This is a genomic window from Sphingorhabdus sp. (assembly GCF_044357595.1).
GTDB lineage: Bacteria > Pseudomonadota > Alphaproteobacteria > Sphingomonadales > Sphingomonadaceae > Sphingorhabdus_B.
This window is the reverse complement of record NZ_JBIKPH010000051.1, coordinates 1-14,978: the sequence shown is the minus strand read 5'-3', so window position 1 is coordinate 14,978 and position 14,978 is coordinate 1. Positions and strand designations below refer to the sequence as shown.

Here is a 14,978-nt window from a genome sequence, read left to right as displayed (position 1 = left end):
TTCGCGCGACTCAAAGACTGGCGGCGTATCCACACCCGCTATGACCGATGCGCACATACCTTCCTGTCCGCTATCACCATCGCCGCTATCTGCGCCTTCTGGATCAATTAATGAATCCTGAGCCTAAGCCCTTGCAACACTGCGTTAGTCTGAAACACAGGGAGTAATTCTTCGGGTTTGAAACAGCAGCCGTATATCTTCTCACGTCAATAATTTATATTACAATATCAACTATATACATGTTATCAGTTTCATCATCCACGGCGCACCATTTACGTCTCTCTGCTAACGTCCGCTCGCCCCGAGCGCATTCGATGTATTGAAACGATATGCGCGTGGGCGGTGTCTCGACATTGCGCGGTACGAAGGTCTATGGGGACGGCATGACAATGCACACCAAATCCGCAATCGTCCTTTTGTCCGGTGGTCTCGATTCCATGGTCGTGGCCGGATTGGCGCGTGAGGCTGGCTACGACCTGATTGCGCTCACGATCGATTATAACCAGCGTCACCGCGTAGAACTTGAAAGCGCGGCGCGTATTGCCGCGCATTTGGAGGCCAAGGAGCATATCATTCTGCCGTTGGACCTGACGCGCTTTGGCGGGTCGGCGCTGACGGCGGATATTGATGTGCCCAAGCAGGGCGTGGATTCTGGCGCAATTCCGGTGACCTATGTCCCAGCGCGCAACACGATATTCCTGTCCTTATGCCTTGGTTTGGCGGAAGCGCGCGATGCCCGCGATCTTTGGATTGGGGTCAATGCGCTTGATTATTCGGGCTATCCCGATTGTCGCCCGGCGTTCATCCGCGCGTTTGAGGCGACCGCCAATCTCGCCACCAAAGCGGGCGTCGAAGGTGACCATTTTACCGTGCACACGCCCTTGCTGGATATGAGTAAGGCCGACATCGCCCGTGAAGCTGCGCGCCTTGGGCTCGACGCTGGCATGAGTTGGTCCTGCTATGATCCAAGCCCAGATACCAAAGCCTGTGGTCAATGCGATGCCTGCCGCCTGCGTGCCAAGGGCTTTGCCGATGCCGGCCTGCCTGACCCGACCATTTACGCATGAGCTACGCGGTCAAAGAGATTTTCCTGACCTTGCAGGGGGAGGGCGTCCATGCGGGCCGCCGTGCGGTTTTCTTGCGCTTTTCCGGCTGCAATCTTTGGTCGGGGCGCGAGGTGGATCGCGCCACCGCCATCTGCCAGTTTTGCGACACCGATTTTGTTGGCACGAATGGCGAAAATGGTGGGCGCTATGATGCTGATACATTGGCGGCGAAGGTTGCCGCGTTGTGGGGCGATGGCACGGCCAGCCGCTATGTCGTAATCACCGGCGGAGAGCCGATGTTGCAGGTCGATGATGCTATCATCTGCGCGTTGCACGCGGCCGGATTCCAAATCGCGATTGAGAGTAACGGCACGATATTGGTGCATCCTGGTATCGATTGGGTATGTATCAGCCCCAAGGCAGGGTCGGAAGTTATCCAGCATGTCGGCGACGAGCTGAAGCTTGTCTGGCCGCAGCGCACCAGCGACATTGAAGCCATGGAACAATGGCAGTTTGCCCATTTTCTCATCCAGCCCATGGATATGGGTGATGCGGCATTGAACGAAGCCAGCATATCGGCGGCGACGCGCTTCGTCATGGAGCGTCCAAAATGGCGTTTATCCTTACAAAACCACAAGATTCTGGGCCTTCCCTAGCTACGTATAAATTTGCTTGAAACCTCTTCCTGAACGTGACAGTCTTGTGACGGGATGGAGGAGAGAAAAAATGGCAAAAGCCGAATCAGCGTATCTGCGCGCATATAAAAGCTATTCGAAACGGATGTCCGATCATATCGCCTTTGCTTTGGTCGTTTACACCCTAATGCTGATATTTTTGGTGACGCCGACTATTGAATCCAGCGGGACGTCCATTTTCCCTTATTTTGTCTTGGTTTTGTTTGTTGGCGCAGTCATTCCGCTTTGCCGTAATTTGGAACGGCGCTGGCAGGCGCTCAACGCCAATGCGTATCCAGGTGATGGGCTTGAAACCCGCTATTATGCAGATCGGCTGAAACTGTGGGGCGCGGCGATTGCCATTCCTGCTGTATTGGCGGTGCTGTTCACCGTTTTTTGATTGCGGCTCGATTGACGCTGTAATTGCCCGCGCCTAAGCGGGGGAATGCTGAACCCACAAGAAGCGCTTGATCGCGCACACAATCTCGTTTCCCAAGCCATCAAGGCCGGCGCTGACGTCGCTGATGCGGTCTATGTCTGCGATGCATCCACTGAGGTCCAAGTGCGGCTTGGCCAGTTGGAAGATGTCGCACGTTCCGAAGGTGAAGATATCGGCCTGCGCGTTTTTGTTGGCCAACGGTCGGCCACCATTTCTTCGTCCAACATGAACCCGGACATTCTTGCCGGCCTCGTGATGCGTGCCATAGACATGGCGAAAGAAGCACCGGAGGATCAATATGCGGGCCTTGCGCCGCAGGATCGATTGCTGACAGGCGCCGTTCCAGATTTTGATGGGGATGATGGCCTTGATCCCGATCCCGGCCTGCTGCGTGCTGCTGCGCTCGAATGCGAAAACGCCGCGCGCGCCGTTCCCGGCGTAACCAACAGTGAAGGCGCAGGCGCAAGTGCTGGGCGCTCCATCTTTGCGTTGGCCACCAGCCATGGCTTTGCCGGCGTCAAATCCGGCTCAGGCTATGGCATGTCCGCCAGCGTGCTTTCTGGCGATGGCGATGCCAAGGAACGCGATTATGACTGGCGGACCACGCGCCACCTTGCCGATCTGGATAGCCCTTTCAACATTGGCACCCGCGCTGGTGAACGCGCAGTTAAACGGTTGAACCCCGGCACAGTCAAAAGTGGTCAGATGCCAGTTGTGTTTGACCCACGCGTTGGCGGCTCTTTTGTAGGCCATTTGCTTGGCGGCATCGGTGGCTCTTCGATTGCGCGAAAGACAAGCTTTCTGCTCGGATCGCTTGGCGCACAATTGTTCGACAGCAGCATTTCTATTGTTGATGATCCGCATCGCATGCGCGGGCTTGGCTCGCGTGCCTTTGATGGCGAAGGCCTGCCCACTGCGCGCCGCTCCATTATTGAAAACGGTGTTCTGACGGGCTGGTTGATGGAAAGCGCATCCGCGCGGCAACTGGGACTTGAGCCCACAGGCCATGCCAGCCGCGGCATCGGCGGCGCTCCCGGTGTCAGCACATCCAATGTCCATCTGGAAGGCGGCAGCGTCAGCGTGTCGGAACTTATCGCGGACATTACGCATGGTATCTATGTGCATGAACTCGCAGGACAGGGCGTAAACCCCGTCACGGGCGATTATAGCCGAGGCGCAGCGGGTTTCCTGATCATCAATGGCGAAATTGCCGGGGCAGTCAGCGAATTCACGATCGCCGGAAACTTGAAGGATATGTTTGCGGCGATGACAGCAGCCAATGACTTGGAATTCACACGGGGCACAAATGTCCCAACGCTGCGCATCGACGGCATGATGATCGCAGGTGCCTGAGCGCCAGCTTGACCGAGATGCCGTTGTTGCCGCCATACAGGAGGCAGCGGCATTGGCCTTTGCCAGCTGGCGCGATGGCGCAGCTCCCGACGCCAAAGTGTGGGAAAAGAGCAAGGATAATCCTGTAAGCGACATCGACATAGCCGTCGACGCGCTGCTCACAGCGCGGTTGCGGGCTATTTTGCCTGAGGCCGCGTGGCTGTCGGAGGAAACCGTTGATGACCCGTCACGGCTTGATGCGCGCTTGCTTTGGCTTGTCGACCCAATCGACGGAACGCGTGACTATGTGCGTGGACGCAGCGGCTGGTGCGTGTCAGTGGCATTGGTGGCCGATGGCCTTCCGGTGTTCGCCGTCATGGCGGCACCTGCGCAAGACAAAATCTGGATCGCCGCCAGCGGTGAGGGCGTGATATGCAACGGCACGCAGCTTTCAGGTAGCATACGTCAGGATTTCTCTGGAGCACGCGTACCGGCCAACGATTTGCCGCGCGTGGATTCCGATCTGGTAACGGTCGATAAACCCAATAGCATCGCAATGCGCATGACGATGGTCGCCTGCGACAGAGCCGACCTTGTGGCGACATTGCGTTGGGGTAATGAATGGGACATCGCCGCGGCGCATCTGGTGGCGCAAGAGGCGGGCGTGGTTGTGACGGATGCGCTTGGCCAGACTATAACATACAATAAACGCGCGCCGCTGGATTTTGGACTAATCTGCTGCGCGCCGGGGATTCATATGGCGGCTGTGGAGCGGTTGTCTGAGCGGGCCGCGCGTATCCTGTCGTCAGCCTGAACCTGTGTCAGGATGACGGTCTAAACAAATTTACCGCACCCGCGTCCACAACATATCGCGGTTCGTATCGCGCGGGTTGTTGGCAATCGCATCGACAAACGCCTTGCGCACCCAACGGAATTTTTCCGGCCTGCTCGTAAATATCCGCTGATCCCATGCGTGGGCTTGTGCGGCGCGGACCTTGCGCGCGATTTCGCCATAAATGCCCGCGGCCGACAACACGGCCCAGCGCGCACGCAGGGGCAAATGCTTAGCGCCAACGCGCGCTGATGCCTCATATTGCTCAGCCTCATCGGCGAGCCAGCGGCCAATGAGCGCTAATTTCTTGCGGTTATGCGGCTTCATATGTTCGCCCGGCCCGATGTCGAGCATGGCGAGCCAATCATCGGGCAGATAACAACGCCCGGCTGCGTCATCTTCGGCGATGTCCCGAGCGATATTAGCAAGCTGAAACGCGAGGCCAAGGTCGCATGCCCGGTCAAGTGTCGCGTCATCGTTGGCTGGAACACCCATAACCACCGCCATCATGACACCAACTGCGCCTGCGACATGGTAGCAATATTGATACAGATCGCTTTCGCGGCGCGGGCGCCAGTCGGCGGCATCCAGTGCGAAGCCTTCAATCACGTCTTCGGCCATGCGAGAGGTAATTCCGCATTCGCGCGCAACCACGCCAAGGCAGTCAAAGGCCGGCTCACTTGTGGGTGCACCTGCCAATGCCATTGCGGTCAGTTGGCGTATCGCCTGAAGCCGCGCTTGTGGATCAGTTACCGCCTCCATCGCGCCGCCATGATCTTGTCCATCGGCCATATCGTCGCATTTGCGGCACCATGCGTAGAGTAGCCAGACCCGTTCCCGCGTGGTGCGGTCGAACAGGCGGCTGGCAAATCGGAACGATTTCGACCCACGCGAAATGCTTTCTTGCGCGAACGCTACGAGCGCGGCGCGGTCTCTCACAAATCATCTGCTTTCATCTGGAAAATCGTCTTGTGCGGCACATAAGCCGCCATCTTATCCAGCAAGCCATCTAGATTATCATCGACAATCATGATCCCGGCATGTTGTGGCCGGATGAAACCAACATCGATCATATTCTGGTTGAACGCAATCAACTGGTCGTAAAAACCGGCAACGTTCAAAACGCCAACCGGCTTTTGGTGATAGCCAAGCTGTGACCAGCTGATCGCTTCCCACAATTCGTCCATCGTACCAACGCCACCTGGGATGGTTATAAAACCATCGGAGAGGTCCGTGAAGCGGGCCTTGCGTTCATGCATGCCGGAAACCACGTGCAGTTCCGTGCAGCCCTTATGCGCGACCTCTGCGCCGACCAATGCTTCGGGGATGATGCCAATGACTTCGCCGCCTGCCTCAAGCGCACTGTCCGCCACAGCGCCCATAAGGCCCAAGCGTCCGCCGCCATAGACAACACCAATGCCGCGCGTGGCAAGTGCCTTGCCGACTTCGCGGGCAGCGTTGATGTAAAGCGGGTTCTCGGGCGTCGCTGACCCACAATAAACTGCTAGGCGCTTCATGCGTTTGCTGCCTTCATCATTAATGCTGCGGTTGCCTTTGCGCTGCCGACAACACCGGGAATGCCAGCGCCGGGGTGCGTACCCGCACCGACGAAATACAGGTTCGATATTGCGTCATCACGATTATGCGCACGCATATAGGCGGACTGCCAAAGAACGGGTTCTAGGCTGAACGCGCTGCCCAAATGGGCCGATAGGTCACGGCCAAAATCGGCTGGCGTGTAATGGAACTGAGTCATGATCCGGCTGCGGATGTCAGGGATCAATCGGCGTTCAAGCTCGTCCAATATCCGTTCCGTCATTGCCTCGCCCACATCGCCATCCCAGTTAAGTGGTGCCTTGCCCAAATGCGCAACCGGCGCGAGTACATAAAATGTTGAGCAACCTTGCGGCGCAAGGCTTGGGTCGGTCACGGTTGGGTGGTGCAAATAGAGGGCAAAGTCCTTTGGTAAGACGCCGTTAACGAAGATATCATCCAGCAGGCCCTTATATCGTGGGCCAAACAAGATCATGTGGTGTGGGATGCCTGGCCAAGTGCCCTTGATGCCCAAATGCAGCACAAACAAGGATGGCGACCAACTTTTACGACGAAGGGCGTTAGTCGCCCGCTCGCCGCGCTTGTTGCTTTTTAACAGGTCCTGATAGCTATGCATCAAATCGCCGTTCGATGCCGCCATATCGCAATCCATGCGCCAGCCCGATTTTGTGCGCACGCCGATGACCTTGTCGCCGCGTGTCTCAATCTCTTCGACAGCATCGTCCAAGCGGATAGTACCGCCAAGCCGTTCGAAATGCGTCACCATAACCGCGACGAGGCGGTTGGTTCCGCCCTTAGCAAACCACACGCCGCCTTCTTTTTCGATGGTGTGGATGAGCGCATAAATTGCGCTGGTGTTCATCGGGTTTCCGCCGACCAGCAGGGTATGGAAAGACAATGCCTGGCGTAGGCGTTCGTCTTTCACATAAGACGATACGATCGAATATACGGATCGCCAGGCCTGATATTTCATTAATGCCGGTGCAGCCTTAATCATCGATGCAAAGTCGAGGAACGCGACTGAACCCAGCTTTTGATAGCCCTCTTTATACACGCCCTTTGAATATTTGAGGAACTTGCGATAGCCCTCGACATCTTCGGGGTTCAGCTTTTCGATCTCTGCTCTCAGACCTGGCGCGTCGTTCGAATAATCGAAATTCGTGCCGTCTGGCCAATTCAGGCGATAAAATGGAAAAACGGGCATCAGTTCGATGTCGTCTGCCATCTTGTGTCCAGACAGCGCCCATAATTCCTCCAAACAGGGCGGGTCAGTGATGACTGTTGGTCCACCATCGAAGGTGAAACCGTCCTTCTCCCAATAATAGCCACGGCCGCCGGGCTTGTCCCGCGCCTCGATTATGGTGGTGGCGATACCGGCCGATTGCAAACGGATGGCAAGCGCAAGGCCACCAAATCCGGCACCGATGATCGCAGCAGTTTTGCTCACTTCTTTTTGCTCCGGATCGCTTTTATCGCCCGCCTTATCGAAATGGGTGGCTTACCGGAGAGGATCCGCGCCTTATCTCCAAGTGTAGTATTTCCTGCGTAAAAGCGCGCGATCAATCCGGGCGTTAGCCGGTAAAACCGTTCCAATATCTTGTACCGGTCTGCACCATCTGCGCCGCGGAAGAGCATGCGGTTCAGCATGCGGAAGAATTTGCCCTTACGCCAATGCTCCTCTGCCCGTTGACGCAGCGCGAGGTTCAGCTTGTCACCATCAAGTTCAGGCTGCTCGGCAATGAAAATCGCGTTGCGCACGGCATCGGGCAGGGAGTAACTGGTCACAGGTTGAAAAAATGCGCCGCGCGCGCCGGCCTTTGCCGTTCGGCCACTACCACTATTCCAATAGCTCTCCAGATCGCCGCCCATAACGACTGGCAGAACGCCATTTTCCTCACGCAGGACGCGCTCGACTTTCCAACCTTTTTCGTCGGCATAAGCCGCCAGCCGTTGCCTCAAAATGCGCGGATCAAGGTCGGGCTTGTCGCTGTAATAGGTGTCTTCGACAAACAGCTTATCCATGCCAAAGGGCAGGACATAAACGAAGCGATAGCCATCATGCTGGTCCACCGTGGCGTCCATGACAATTGGCTTGGTAATGTTGTGCGGCTCAGACAATTGCATCAATTGCCCGGTGAATTTTTGCCAACCGCAGTCGAGATGGTTCAGATCACCTGCGCCGCGCACGTCAATAACGCCGCCAGCGTTGATCCGCTGCGCGCCGTCGAGCACGACAAGACGGGGCGAAACGGCCTTAACCTCCCTACCCAACATGAGCGACGATGCAGGAAGGTTTTTCCTCAAAACCCAGTCAAGCCGCTCGGACTCGATTGTGTAATAGATATTGTCGAGCGACCTGCTGTGTGCAGGAAATTTAACTTCATAGCCCGACCAGCCATAAGTGACCAAGGGCGCAGTCAGCCAGCGATGCTCAGGCAAAATGTCGCTCGCGAAATAGCTCCAGATATGATTGCCGCCAAAGCTTTGACCTTGTTCAATGAGAACAACATGTAACTCGGGCCGCATCTTGGCAAGCGCCAGCGCGATCAGCCCGCCGGCCAGACCGCCGCCAACGATGGCAACGTCGCATTTGATATTTTCAAGTGTCACCTCAACGCCCTAGCGCAGCCGTTTTACAAGGGAAAGGGCTCTGCCAAGGTCATACACAGCTTTCTGTATACTTGGTGCGGTAACGCGCAGGGTACAGCAAAATTTTTCTGATGCTATTCCAGACTGGTAAGCCTAGATACACAAAGACTTCGTGGCGAAGGGCGGTTCAATTGGGAGGACGTAAAATGCGTAAAAAATGGCTTTTGGCGACACTTGGGCTCGCGGCTGTTGTTGGCGGCGTTGCGTATACGCAGCGCGACCCAATCGCGATGGCGCTGATCACCCGTGCCGCAGATACAGCTATGACACGCAACGTCATGGCGGACTTACCTGCTGACCAATTACATGTCGGCTTTTGCGGAACAGGTTCGCCGTTACCAAGCCGCGATCGTGCTGCCGCGTGCACTGTCGTTATTGCGGGTGGCAGGCTGTTTGTTTTTGACATGGGTGAAGGCTCCGGCGAAACATTGTCTCTGATGGGGATGCCGCTGGACAAAGTACAAGGCGTGTGGCTGACCCATTTGCATAGCGACCATTTTGAAGGCCTTGGTCCATTCACTTTGCAACGCTGGGCAGGTGCATCCGCCAAAACACCTTTAACGGTGTCCGGCCCCGAAGGCGTCACGGAAATTACCCAAGGACTGAACGCGGCCTATCGCATTGATTCCACCTACCGCATTGCGCATCACGGCGAATCTGTGGTGTCGCCGTCCGGTTTTGGCATGGCAGGCACGGCCATTCAGCCAGGAACTGTCTATGACGCGAACAACGTCCGCATCACAGCCTTTGCAGTCGACCATGACCCTATCAAACCAGCATTCGGGTATCGTGTGGCGTTCAAGGGTAAAAGCGTGACCATCACGGGCGACACTGCCTTTACACCTAAGCTTGCGGCAGCCGCCAAAGGAACGGACCTGTTGGTGAGTGAGATGCTTTCGCCACGCATCGTCGATATTCTAGCCCGCAGCGCGCAAAAGGCGGGAATGACCAACCGCGCCAAAATCTTTAAGGACATAGAGAATTACCACATCAGCCCTGAAGAAGCCGCCGATGTGGCGAAGTCTGCGGGGGTAGGCATGCTTGCCTTTACCCATATCGTTCCATCGGTGCCGAAGGCGCTTCAGTTTGTGCTGTTGGGCAAAGCGGCGGACCGATATGATGGGCCAATTGCCGTAATGCAGGATGGTGATGTGATCAGTATCTCTGGACCGCATGAATTTAAAACGCGCAATTTGCTAAAGTGATAGCAACGCATGTAAGGGCGGCGGATGGATAGCTTGCGTGTCTTGATTATGTCTGCCGCTGCGATGACGGCAATTGTCGGCATACGGTATTTGCTTGTTAGCGGGGCGTTTGCCTGGGCAACCTGGGTGCGTGAGCCCGGCCTCTACACCGGCCTTGATAAGCAAATCAAAAGCGAGATTAAATGGAGCCTAGCCAGCGCAGCCATTTACGGCATACCAGCCGGAATTGTTGCTTGGGGCTGGGAGAGCTTAGGCTGGACGCAGATTTACCGCGACATAGACGCACTTCCCTTGTGGTATCTTCCGGTATCAGTGTTCCTGTATCTATTTGTGCACGATACTTGGTTCTATTGGACGCATCGGCTGATGCATCGTCCGTTTTGGTTCAAGGCGGCGCATGCCGTGCACCATGAAAGCCGCCCGCCAACCGCATGGGCAGCGATGGCCTTTCATCCATGGGAGGCCTTTTCTGGCGCCTTTGTCATTCCTGCGTTGGTTTTTATCATACCTGTTCATGTAGGGGCTTTGGGCGCTGTGCTAGCGATCATGACCATAATGGGGGTGACCAACCATATGGGCTGGGAATGCTTTCCGAAATTCATAGTTAACGGCAAATTAGGACAATGGCTGATAACAGCAACGCATCACCAGAAGCATCATGATGCGTATCGGGGGAATTATGGTTTATATTTCAGGTTTTGGGACAAAATGTGCGGCACTGATCTTGGGCTTGGCAGTTGGAACCACCGTCCTCGTTAGCGGGGCTGAGGCCGCTTCGTCCGCCGTGACGCTTGAGGTGAATATTTATGGCCTGCGCAGCAGTAAGGGCAATGTCCTTGTATGCGTCACGGCAAATCCACGTTTTTTCCCCGATTGCAGCAAGGATCCCAAAAGCCTTCGGGCCAATGTGCCGGCTAATAATGCCGCTATGGTCTCCTTCAACGGCGTGAGCCCCGGTACATATGCCGTGGCCATTGTTCACGACGAAAATTCGAACAGCAAAATGGACATGGCAGTGTTTTTGCCACGAGAAGGTTATGGCTTTTCACGCAATCCTGCGGTGATGACCGGACCGCCCAAGTTTCGCTCGGCCGCCTTCGCCATTAATGCGGCAGACGTTAGCCAACGGGTCCAGATGAAATATATGCTTTAATTGCATCTCCGGCGCTATGGAGGCTGGGGTCTGTATAGCTTTGTTAGTTATTCGCGGTTGATCAATGATGCCAAAAGATCGCCCGTCACATCGCCGCCAGATTGGGTAACCACGCCACGCTGGACAGTATTGATGATTGCTTCTAAAACCGTAATACCCCCGGGGAGTCGCATGACTGAGAGGTGGTGCTGTAATGCCCACGACCCGCTGAACCTGATCCCGTTGGCACGGGCGTAGGGAGGGAGCGGCAGTCAACATCCGCGCTCTCCTCATATAATTTTGGAGAGTAAGCATGGCAGATATCCCAGCACGTAGTGAAATAGGCGTCACCACTGGCCCCATTCGCGGCAGCAAGAAAATTCATGTGGGTCCATTCAACGTTGCCATGCGGGAAATCTATCTTGAGCCAACGTCCGGCGAGCCGCCAGTGCGCGTGTATGACCCCAGCGGCCCTTATACCGACGCCAATGCGCATATAGACATCAACGCGGGCCTCCCCGAAATCCGCCGTCCGTGGATCATAGAGCGCGGCGATGTAACTGAAGTCACGCAGCGCGAGGTCAAGCCCGAAGACAATGGTCAGCTTGGGCCCGACCGCAGCGGCGGCGTCGCGCCATTCCCCAATGTCCGTAAACAGGTGCTCCGCGCCAAGCCCGGCATGAACGTCAGCCAGATGCATTATGCCCGCAAAGGCATAATCACCCCCGAAATGGAATATGTTGCTGAACGCGAGAATCTGGGCCGCGCCCGCCTTGCCGAATATAAGCGCGATGGCGAAAGCTTTGGCGCATCGATCCCCGATTATGTCACGCCCGAATTTGTCCGCGACGAAATTGCCCGTGGTCGCGCGATCATTCCAAACAATATCAACCATCCCGAATCCGAACCGATGGCGATTGGTCGCAATTTCCTCGTCAAGATCAACGCTAACATCGGCAACAGCGCGGTTGCATCAAATGTGGCGACTGAGGTCGACAAGATGGTCTGGTCGATCCGCTGGGGCGCGGACACCGTGATGGACCTGTCGACTGGCCGCAACATCCACGACACCCGCGAATGGATCATCCGCAATTCGCCCGTTCCCATCGGCACCGTGCCGATTTATCAGGCGTTGGAAAAGGTCGGCGGCGTTGCCGAGGACCTGACATGGGAAATCTTCGCCGATACGTTGATTGAACAAGCCGAACAGGGCGTCGATTATTTCACCATCCATGCCGGTGTCCGCCTGCCGTATGTTCCGCTCGCGGCCAAGCGCATGACCGGCATCGTGTCACGCGGCGGCAGCATCATGGCGAAATGGTGCCTTGCGCATCACAAGGAAAGTTTCCTCTACGAACGCTTCGACGAGATCACCGAGATTATGAAGGCCTATGACGTCGCTTATTCGCTCGGTGACGGCCTTCGCCCCGGCAGCATTTACGATGCCAATGACGAAGCGCAATTTGCCGAACTGTATACGCTGGGCGAGTTGACGAAGCGCGCATGGGCGCAGGATGTTCAGGTCATGATCGAAGGGCCAGGCCATGTGCCGATGCACAAGATCAAGGAGAATATGGAAAAGCAGTTGGAGGCGTGCGGCGAGGCACCATTCTACACGCTCGGACCGCTCACCACCGACATCGCGCCGGGATATGACCATATTACCAGCGGCATCGGCGCGGCGCAGATCGGTTGGTATGGCACCGCGATGCTTTGCTATGTCACCCCGAAAGAGCATTTGGGCCTGCCCGACCGTGACGATGTCAAGGTTGGCGTGATCACCTATAAGCTTGCCGCGCATGCCGCCGACTTGGCTAAGGGCCACCCCGCCGCACAGGTCCGCGACGATGCCTTAAGCAAGGCGCGGTTCGAGTTCCGCTGGCGCGACCAGTTCAACCTGAGCCTTGATCCCGATACCGCCGAGCAATATCATGATCAGACCTTGCCTGCCGAAGGCGCAAAGTCCGCGCATTTCTGCTCAATGTGCGGACCTAAATTCTGCTCTATGAAAATCAGCCAGGAAGTGCGCGAGTTCGCCAAGCTTCAAAACCAGCCCGCCGAAGCGTTCATCGCGACCGAAGAGGCAGAGGCTGGAATGGCGGAGATGAGCAAGGTCTATGACGAAACCGGCCGCGAATTGTATATGGGCGCGGGCGACCGTGAACATGATTAAGCGTTAGGCAGCTCCTGAACGGGTAATCGCTTCCTCGATCCACAAACGTGCATCGGGGAAGCTGCGTTCGACCTCTGGTAGGTCATTGACGCACAGGAATTTGATCGCGTCGCGTGCGCTGCCACGTAAAAAGCCGCTGACCTCTTCTGCCGAATATTGGTCCATGTCACCCACCGCGACGTGCAGATAATCGCGCGTGTCCAATATCGCGGCGCTTCCGTGGGCAAGGCAGGCGTGGTTATGCAGGCTTTGGGGCAGAAACTGCCCTGCATCGCGAAAGCGGAAACTGGCATTGGCGATAAACGCGTCGCGATAGGTATCGAACAATTGCGCCATCACCGAACGCTGCATCGGGTGGACGACATGCGCACTTTCAAACACTTGGTCGGCGGTATAGCCAATCATCTGCGCAGCGTTGATTTGATTATAATGGTTCAGCATGCTTGCGTCATCACGCCGCGCGCCGCATGCCACAAGGTCGCTGTGGTCCGCCCATTGGCCGCGCAGCACTGGGCCATCGCCCGCAAAGAAATCCGAGCGCGTCACGGGCGCGGTTAGGAAAACATCATCGTTGAAATATAAGAAATGTTCGGCAAGGCCGGGGATGCGCCACAGCATTGTTTCAATCGACAGCGAATTGAATGTCGGTAACGCGTCGTCATTGCCTGCAAAAATCTCGCTGTGATCAACGATGCTGATCTTTGCGGCGATTTCAGGGGGAAGCTGCATAATTTCCGGCGTTTGCTTATCGGTAACGATCCAGATCCGCCGCACCCAAGGCGCGTTGTTGGCGATGGAGCGCACGCAATAATTCAGCTCGTCACTGCAAAGCCACCGATGGGGGTTGGTGCCATTGTCATGCAATGGTGCACGCGCCTGCGCCACCGCGTCAGCCTGCGCCAACGCCAGATGCCGCTCCCGCTTCGCCCGATGCAAAGGGTCCGCCCCGTCCACCCAAGTAATGACTGCATCAACTTCAAACATGAAACTCGTCACAAAAATGTAATAGCGGCCCTTAGGAGTGTGGAGGGGTTTTGGGAAATGGAAAGTATGGAGGTGGGAGGCGGCATGTGGGGGCGCGTCATCGTTAGGATATGATGCACGACGCGGCGCGCACGCCCACCGGACAGCACCCCTTCATTGCCGCGTGACATTCTGGCGGGGCGGGTTAGGGTAGGTCATGACCACGACACCCAAAACCCCCAACTGGTTCGACATTGGCATGGATGCCTGGGCGCTCGCCGCGGAATCGAACACGGTGATCGCGATGCGCATCGGCAGTCTGGCGCTTGGCGGGCCGAATGCAGCGCGGGAGGCGGAGCGGATGGTGGCGGAGAAGGTCGCGGCGAATATCACGCTTGGCTGTGATCTGATGCGCGGAAAGCTCGGCAGCAGCCCCGAAGCCATCGTCAGTGGCAGCATCGCGCATTATTCCAAAACTGTTGTCGCCAACCGGAAACGATTGGGCGATACGCTTGCTCCACAGGTGTCCGAAAGTGCCGGTGAGCCGGAATAAGTAGCTATCTTCCGCTTCTGTTTGCACATTAGGTAAATGAAGCGTATACTGATAATACGCTATCGTCGACCGCGACGGAATTTGAAGCACGCATCGGGTCAGATGATCGGAACGTGCAACGTCTTTCCTACCACGACTTGGCTACCCACTTGGCGCTGTTGTCAGGTGGTCACCTGTTTCGTGAAAGGAACATATTATGCCAGTAGGCACCGTAAAATTTTTCAATGCAGACAAGGGCTATGGCTTTATCGCGCCTGATGGCGGCGGTGATGACAGCTTCGTACACATCTCGGCCGTTCAGGCAGCCGGCATGCATTCGCTTGATAAAGAACAGCGCGTGAATTTCGAAGTCGAAATCGGCCGCAACGGTAAGGCTTCGGCCATTAACCTGTCTTCAGCTGATTAATCAGCCGAAATGTTAAAAAA

General features: G+C 56.2%; 16 protein-coding genes, 1 pseudogene and 1 riboswitch. Of the genes and pseudogenes, 12 read left to right on the top strand and 5 right to left on the bottom strand.

What is annotated here, in order from left to right; translation table 11 throughout:
• The 6 genes and pseudogenes from ACIQ2T_RS06935 to ACIQ2T_RS06910 form a co-directional block, all read left to right on the top strand.
• Positions 1-111: pseudogene (locus tag ACIQ2T_RS06935) on the top strand (IS5/IS1182 family transposase); the annotation flags it as partial.
• A gap of 278 nt (positions 112-389) precedes the next feature.
• Positions 390-1,067: a 7-cyano-7-deazaguanine synthase QueC gene (gene queC, locus ACIQ2T_RS06930; RefSeq protein ID WP_397590182.1), complete on the top strand. Its 678-nt coding sequence runs from the start codon at positions 390-392 to the stop codon at positions 1,065-1,067.
• On the top strand, positions 1,064-1,702 hold the full coding sequence (queE, locus tag ACIQ2T_RS06925; protein WP_397590181.1) for a 7-carboxy-7-deazaguanine synthase: 639 nt from the start codon (positions 1,064-1,066) through the stop codon (positions 1,700-1,702). Before queC ends, queE begins: the two co-directional genes overlap by 4 nt.
• Before the next feature lie 70 nt (positions 1,703-1,772).
• Positions 1,773-2,120: a hypothetical protein gene (locus ACIQ2T_RS06920; protein ID WP_397590180.1), complete on the top strand. Its 348-nt coding sequence runs from the start codon at positions 1,773-1,775 to the stop codon at positions 2,118-2,120.
• Positions 2,121-2,165: 45 nt separating this feature from the next.
• Positions 2,166-3,512, top strand: coding sequence for a TldD/PmbA family protein (locus ACIQ2T_RS06915; RefSeq protein WP_397590179.1), 1,347 nt, complete (start codon positions 2,166-2,168; stop codon positions 3,510-3,512).
• Complete coding sequence (locus ACIQ2T_RS06910) at positions 3,505-4,305, top strand: 3'(2'),5'-bisphosphate nucleotidase CysQ (RefSeq protein WP_397590178.1); 801 nt, start codon at positions 3,505-3,507, stop codon at positions 4,303-4,305. Before ACIQ2T_RS06915 ends, ACIQ2T_RS06910 begins: the two co-directional genes overlap by 8 nt.
• A gap of 30 nt (positions 4,306-4,335) precedes the next feature.
• On the opposite strand, the gene ACIQ2T_RS06905 is transcribed toward ACIQ2T_RS06910, so the two are convergent.
• From ACIQ2T_RS06905 to crtY, 4 genes are read right to left on the bottom strand one after another with little or no spacing between them, the layout of a single operon-like run.
• Positions 4,336-5,262: a phytoene/squalene synthase family protein gene (locus ACIQ2T_RS06905; RefSeq protein WP_397590177.1), complete on the bottom strand. Its 927-nt coding sequence runs from the start codon at positions 5,260-5,262 to the stop codon at positions 4,336-4,338.
• Positions 5,259-5,840: a TIGR00730 family Rossman fold protein gene (locus ACIQ2T_RS06900; RefSeq protein ID WP_397590176.1), complete on the bottom strand. Its 582-nt coding sequence runs from the start codon at positions 5,838-5,840 to the stop codon at positions 5,259-5,261. The genes ACIQ2T_RS06905 and ACIQ2T_RS06900 overlap by 4 nt, the downstream gene beginning before the upstream one ends.
• The gene (locus tag ACIQ2T_RS06895; protein WP_397590175.1) at positions 5,837-7,324 is read right to left on the bottom strand and encodes a phytoene desaturase; all 1,488 of its coding nucleotides are present in this window, start codon (positions 7,322-7,324) and stop codon (positions 5,837-5,839) included. The genes ACIQ2T_RS06900 and ACIQ2T_RS06895 overlap by 4 nt, the downstream gene beginning before the upstream one ends.
• Positions 7,321-8,487 carry a lycopene beta-cyclase CrtY gene (crtY, locus tag ACIQ2T_RS06890; RefSeq protein ID WP_397590174.1) on the bottom strand — a complete coding sequence of 389 codons (1,167 nt, stop codon included), beginning with the start codon at positions 8,485-8,487 and terminating at the stop codon, positions 7,321-7,323. The genes ACIQ2T_RS06895 and crtY overlap by 4 nt, the downstream gene beginning before the upstream one ends.
• 185 nt (positions 8,488-8,672) lie before the next feature.
• On the opposite strand from crtY, the gene ACIQ2T_RS06885 reads away from it, so the two are divergent.
• From ACIQ2T_RS06885 to thiC, 4 genes are all read left to right on the top strand, one after another.
• Positions 8,673-9,731: an MBL fold metallo-hydrolase gene (locus ACIQ2T_RS06885; RefSeq protein WP_397590173.1), complete on the top strand. Its 1,059-nt coding sequence runs from the start codon at positions 8,673-8,675 to the stop codon at positions 9,729-9,731.
• A gap of 24 nt (positions 9,732-9,755) precedes the next feature.
• Positions 9,756-10,490: a sterol desaturase family protein gene (locus ACIQ2T_RS06880; RefSeq protein ID WP_397590172.1), complete on the top strand. Its 735-nt coding sequence runs from the start codon at positions 9,756-9,758 to the stop codon at positions 10,488-10,490.
• A complete protein-coding gene (locus ACIQ2T_RS06875) occupies positions 10,456-10,884 on the top strand; it encodes a DUF2141 domain-containing protein (protein WP_397590171.1) in 429 nt (142 codons plus the stop codon). Before ACIQ2T_RS06880 ends, ACIQ2T_RS06875 begins: the two co-directional genes overlap by 35 nt.
• A 150-nt stretch (positions 10,885-11,034) precedes the next feature.
• Positions 11,035-11,142, top strand: a riboswitch (TPP riboswitch).
• Positions 11,143-11,176: 34 nt separating this feature from the next.
• Positions 11,177-13,036, top strand: a complete 1,860-nt coding sequence (gene thiC, locus ACIQ2T_RS06870; RefSeq protein WP_397590170.1) for a phosphomethylpyrimidine synthase ThiC — start codon at positions 11,177-11,179, stop codon at positions 13,034-13,036.
• 3 nt (positions 13,037-13,039) lie between these two features.
• On the opposite strand, the gene ACIQ2T_RS06865 is transcribed toward thiC, so the two are convergent.
• Entirely contained in the window at positions 13,040-14,020 is a 981-nt protein-coding gene (locus ACIQ2T_RS06865; RefSeq protein WP_397590169.1) for a Stealth CR1 domain-containing protein, read from the bottom strand.
• Between the two features lie 196 nt (positions 14,021-14,216).
• On the opposite strand from ACIQ2T_RS06865, the gene ACIQ2T_RS06860 reads away from it, so the two are divergent.
• Positions 14,217-14,552 carry a hypothetical protein gene (locus ACIQ2T_RS06860; RefSeq protein WP_397590168.1) on the top strand — a complete coding sequence of 112 codons (336 nt, stop codon included), beginning with the start codon at positions 14,217-14,219 and terminating at the stop codon, positions 14,550-14,552.
• Positions 14,553-14,748: 196 nt separating this feature from the next.
• On the top strand, positions 14,749-14,958 hold the full coding sequence (locus tag ACIQ2T_RS06855; protein ID WP_295446162.1) for a cold-shock protein: 210 nt from the start codon (positions 14,749-14,751) through the stop codon (positions 14,956-14,958).
• Positions 14,959-14,978 lie beyond the last annotated feature (20 nt).

Coding starts and splice junctions, on each gene's coding strand:
- queC (WP_397590182.1), top strand. CDS start 390: ATGCACACCAAATCCGCAATCGTCCTTTTGTCCGGTGGTCTCGATTCC.
- ACIQ2T_RS06915 (WP_397590179.1), top strand. CDS start 2,166: ATGCTGAACCCACAAGAAGCGCTTGATCGCGCACACAATCTCGTTTCC.
- ACIQ2T_RS06855 (WP_295446162.1), top strand. CDS start 14,749: ATGCCAGTAGGCACCGTAAAATTTTTCAATGCAGACAAGGGCTATGGC.
- queE (WP_397590181.1), top strand. CDS start 1,064: ATGAGCTACGCGGTCAAAGAGATTTTCCTGACCTTGCAGGGGGAGGGC.
- ACIQ2T_RS06865 (WP_397590169.1), bottom strand. CDS start 14,020: ATGTTTGAAGTTGATGCAGTCATTACTTGGGTGGACGGGGCGGACCCT.
- ACIQ2T_RS06860 (WP_397590168.1), top strand. CDS start 14,217: ATGACCACGACACCCAAAACCCCCAACTGGTTCGACATTGGCATGGAT.
- ACIQ2T_RS06900 (WP_397590176.1), bottom strand. CDS start 5,840: ATGAAGCGCCTAGCAGTTTATTGTGGGTCAGCGACGCCCGAGAACCCG.
- ACIQ2T_RS06885 (WP_397590173.1), top strand. CDS start 8,673: ATGCGTAAAAAATGGCTTTTGGCGACACTTGGGCTCGCGGCTGTTGTT.
- ACIQ2T_RS06880 (WP_397590172.1), top strand. CDS start 9,756: ATGGATAGCTTGCGTGTCTTGATTATGTCTGCCGCTGCGATGACGGCA.
- ACIQ2T_RS06920 (WP_397590180.1), top strand. CDS start 1,773: ATGGCAAAAGCCGAATCAGCGTATCTGCGCGCATATAAAAGCTATTCG.
- thiC (WP_397590170.1), top strand. CDS start 11,177: ATGGCAGATATCCCAGCACGTAGTGAAATAGGCGTCACCACTGGCCCC.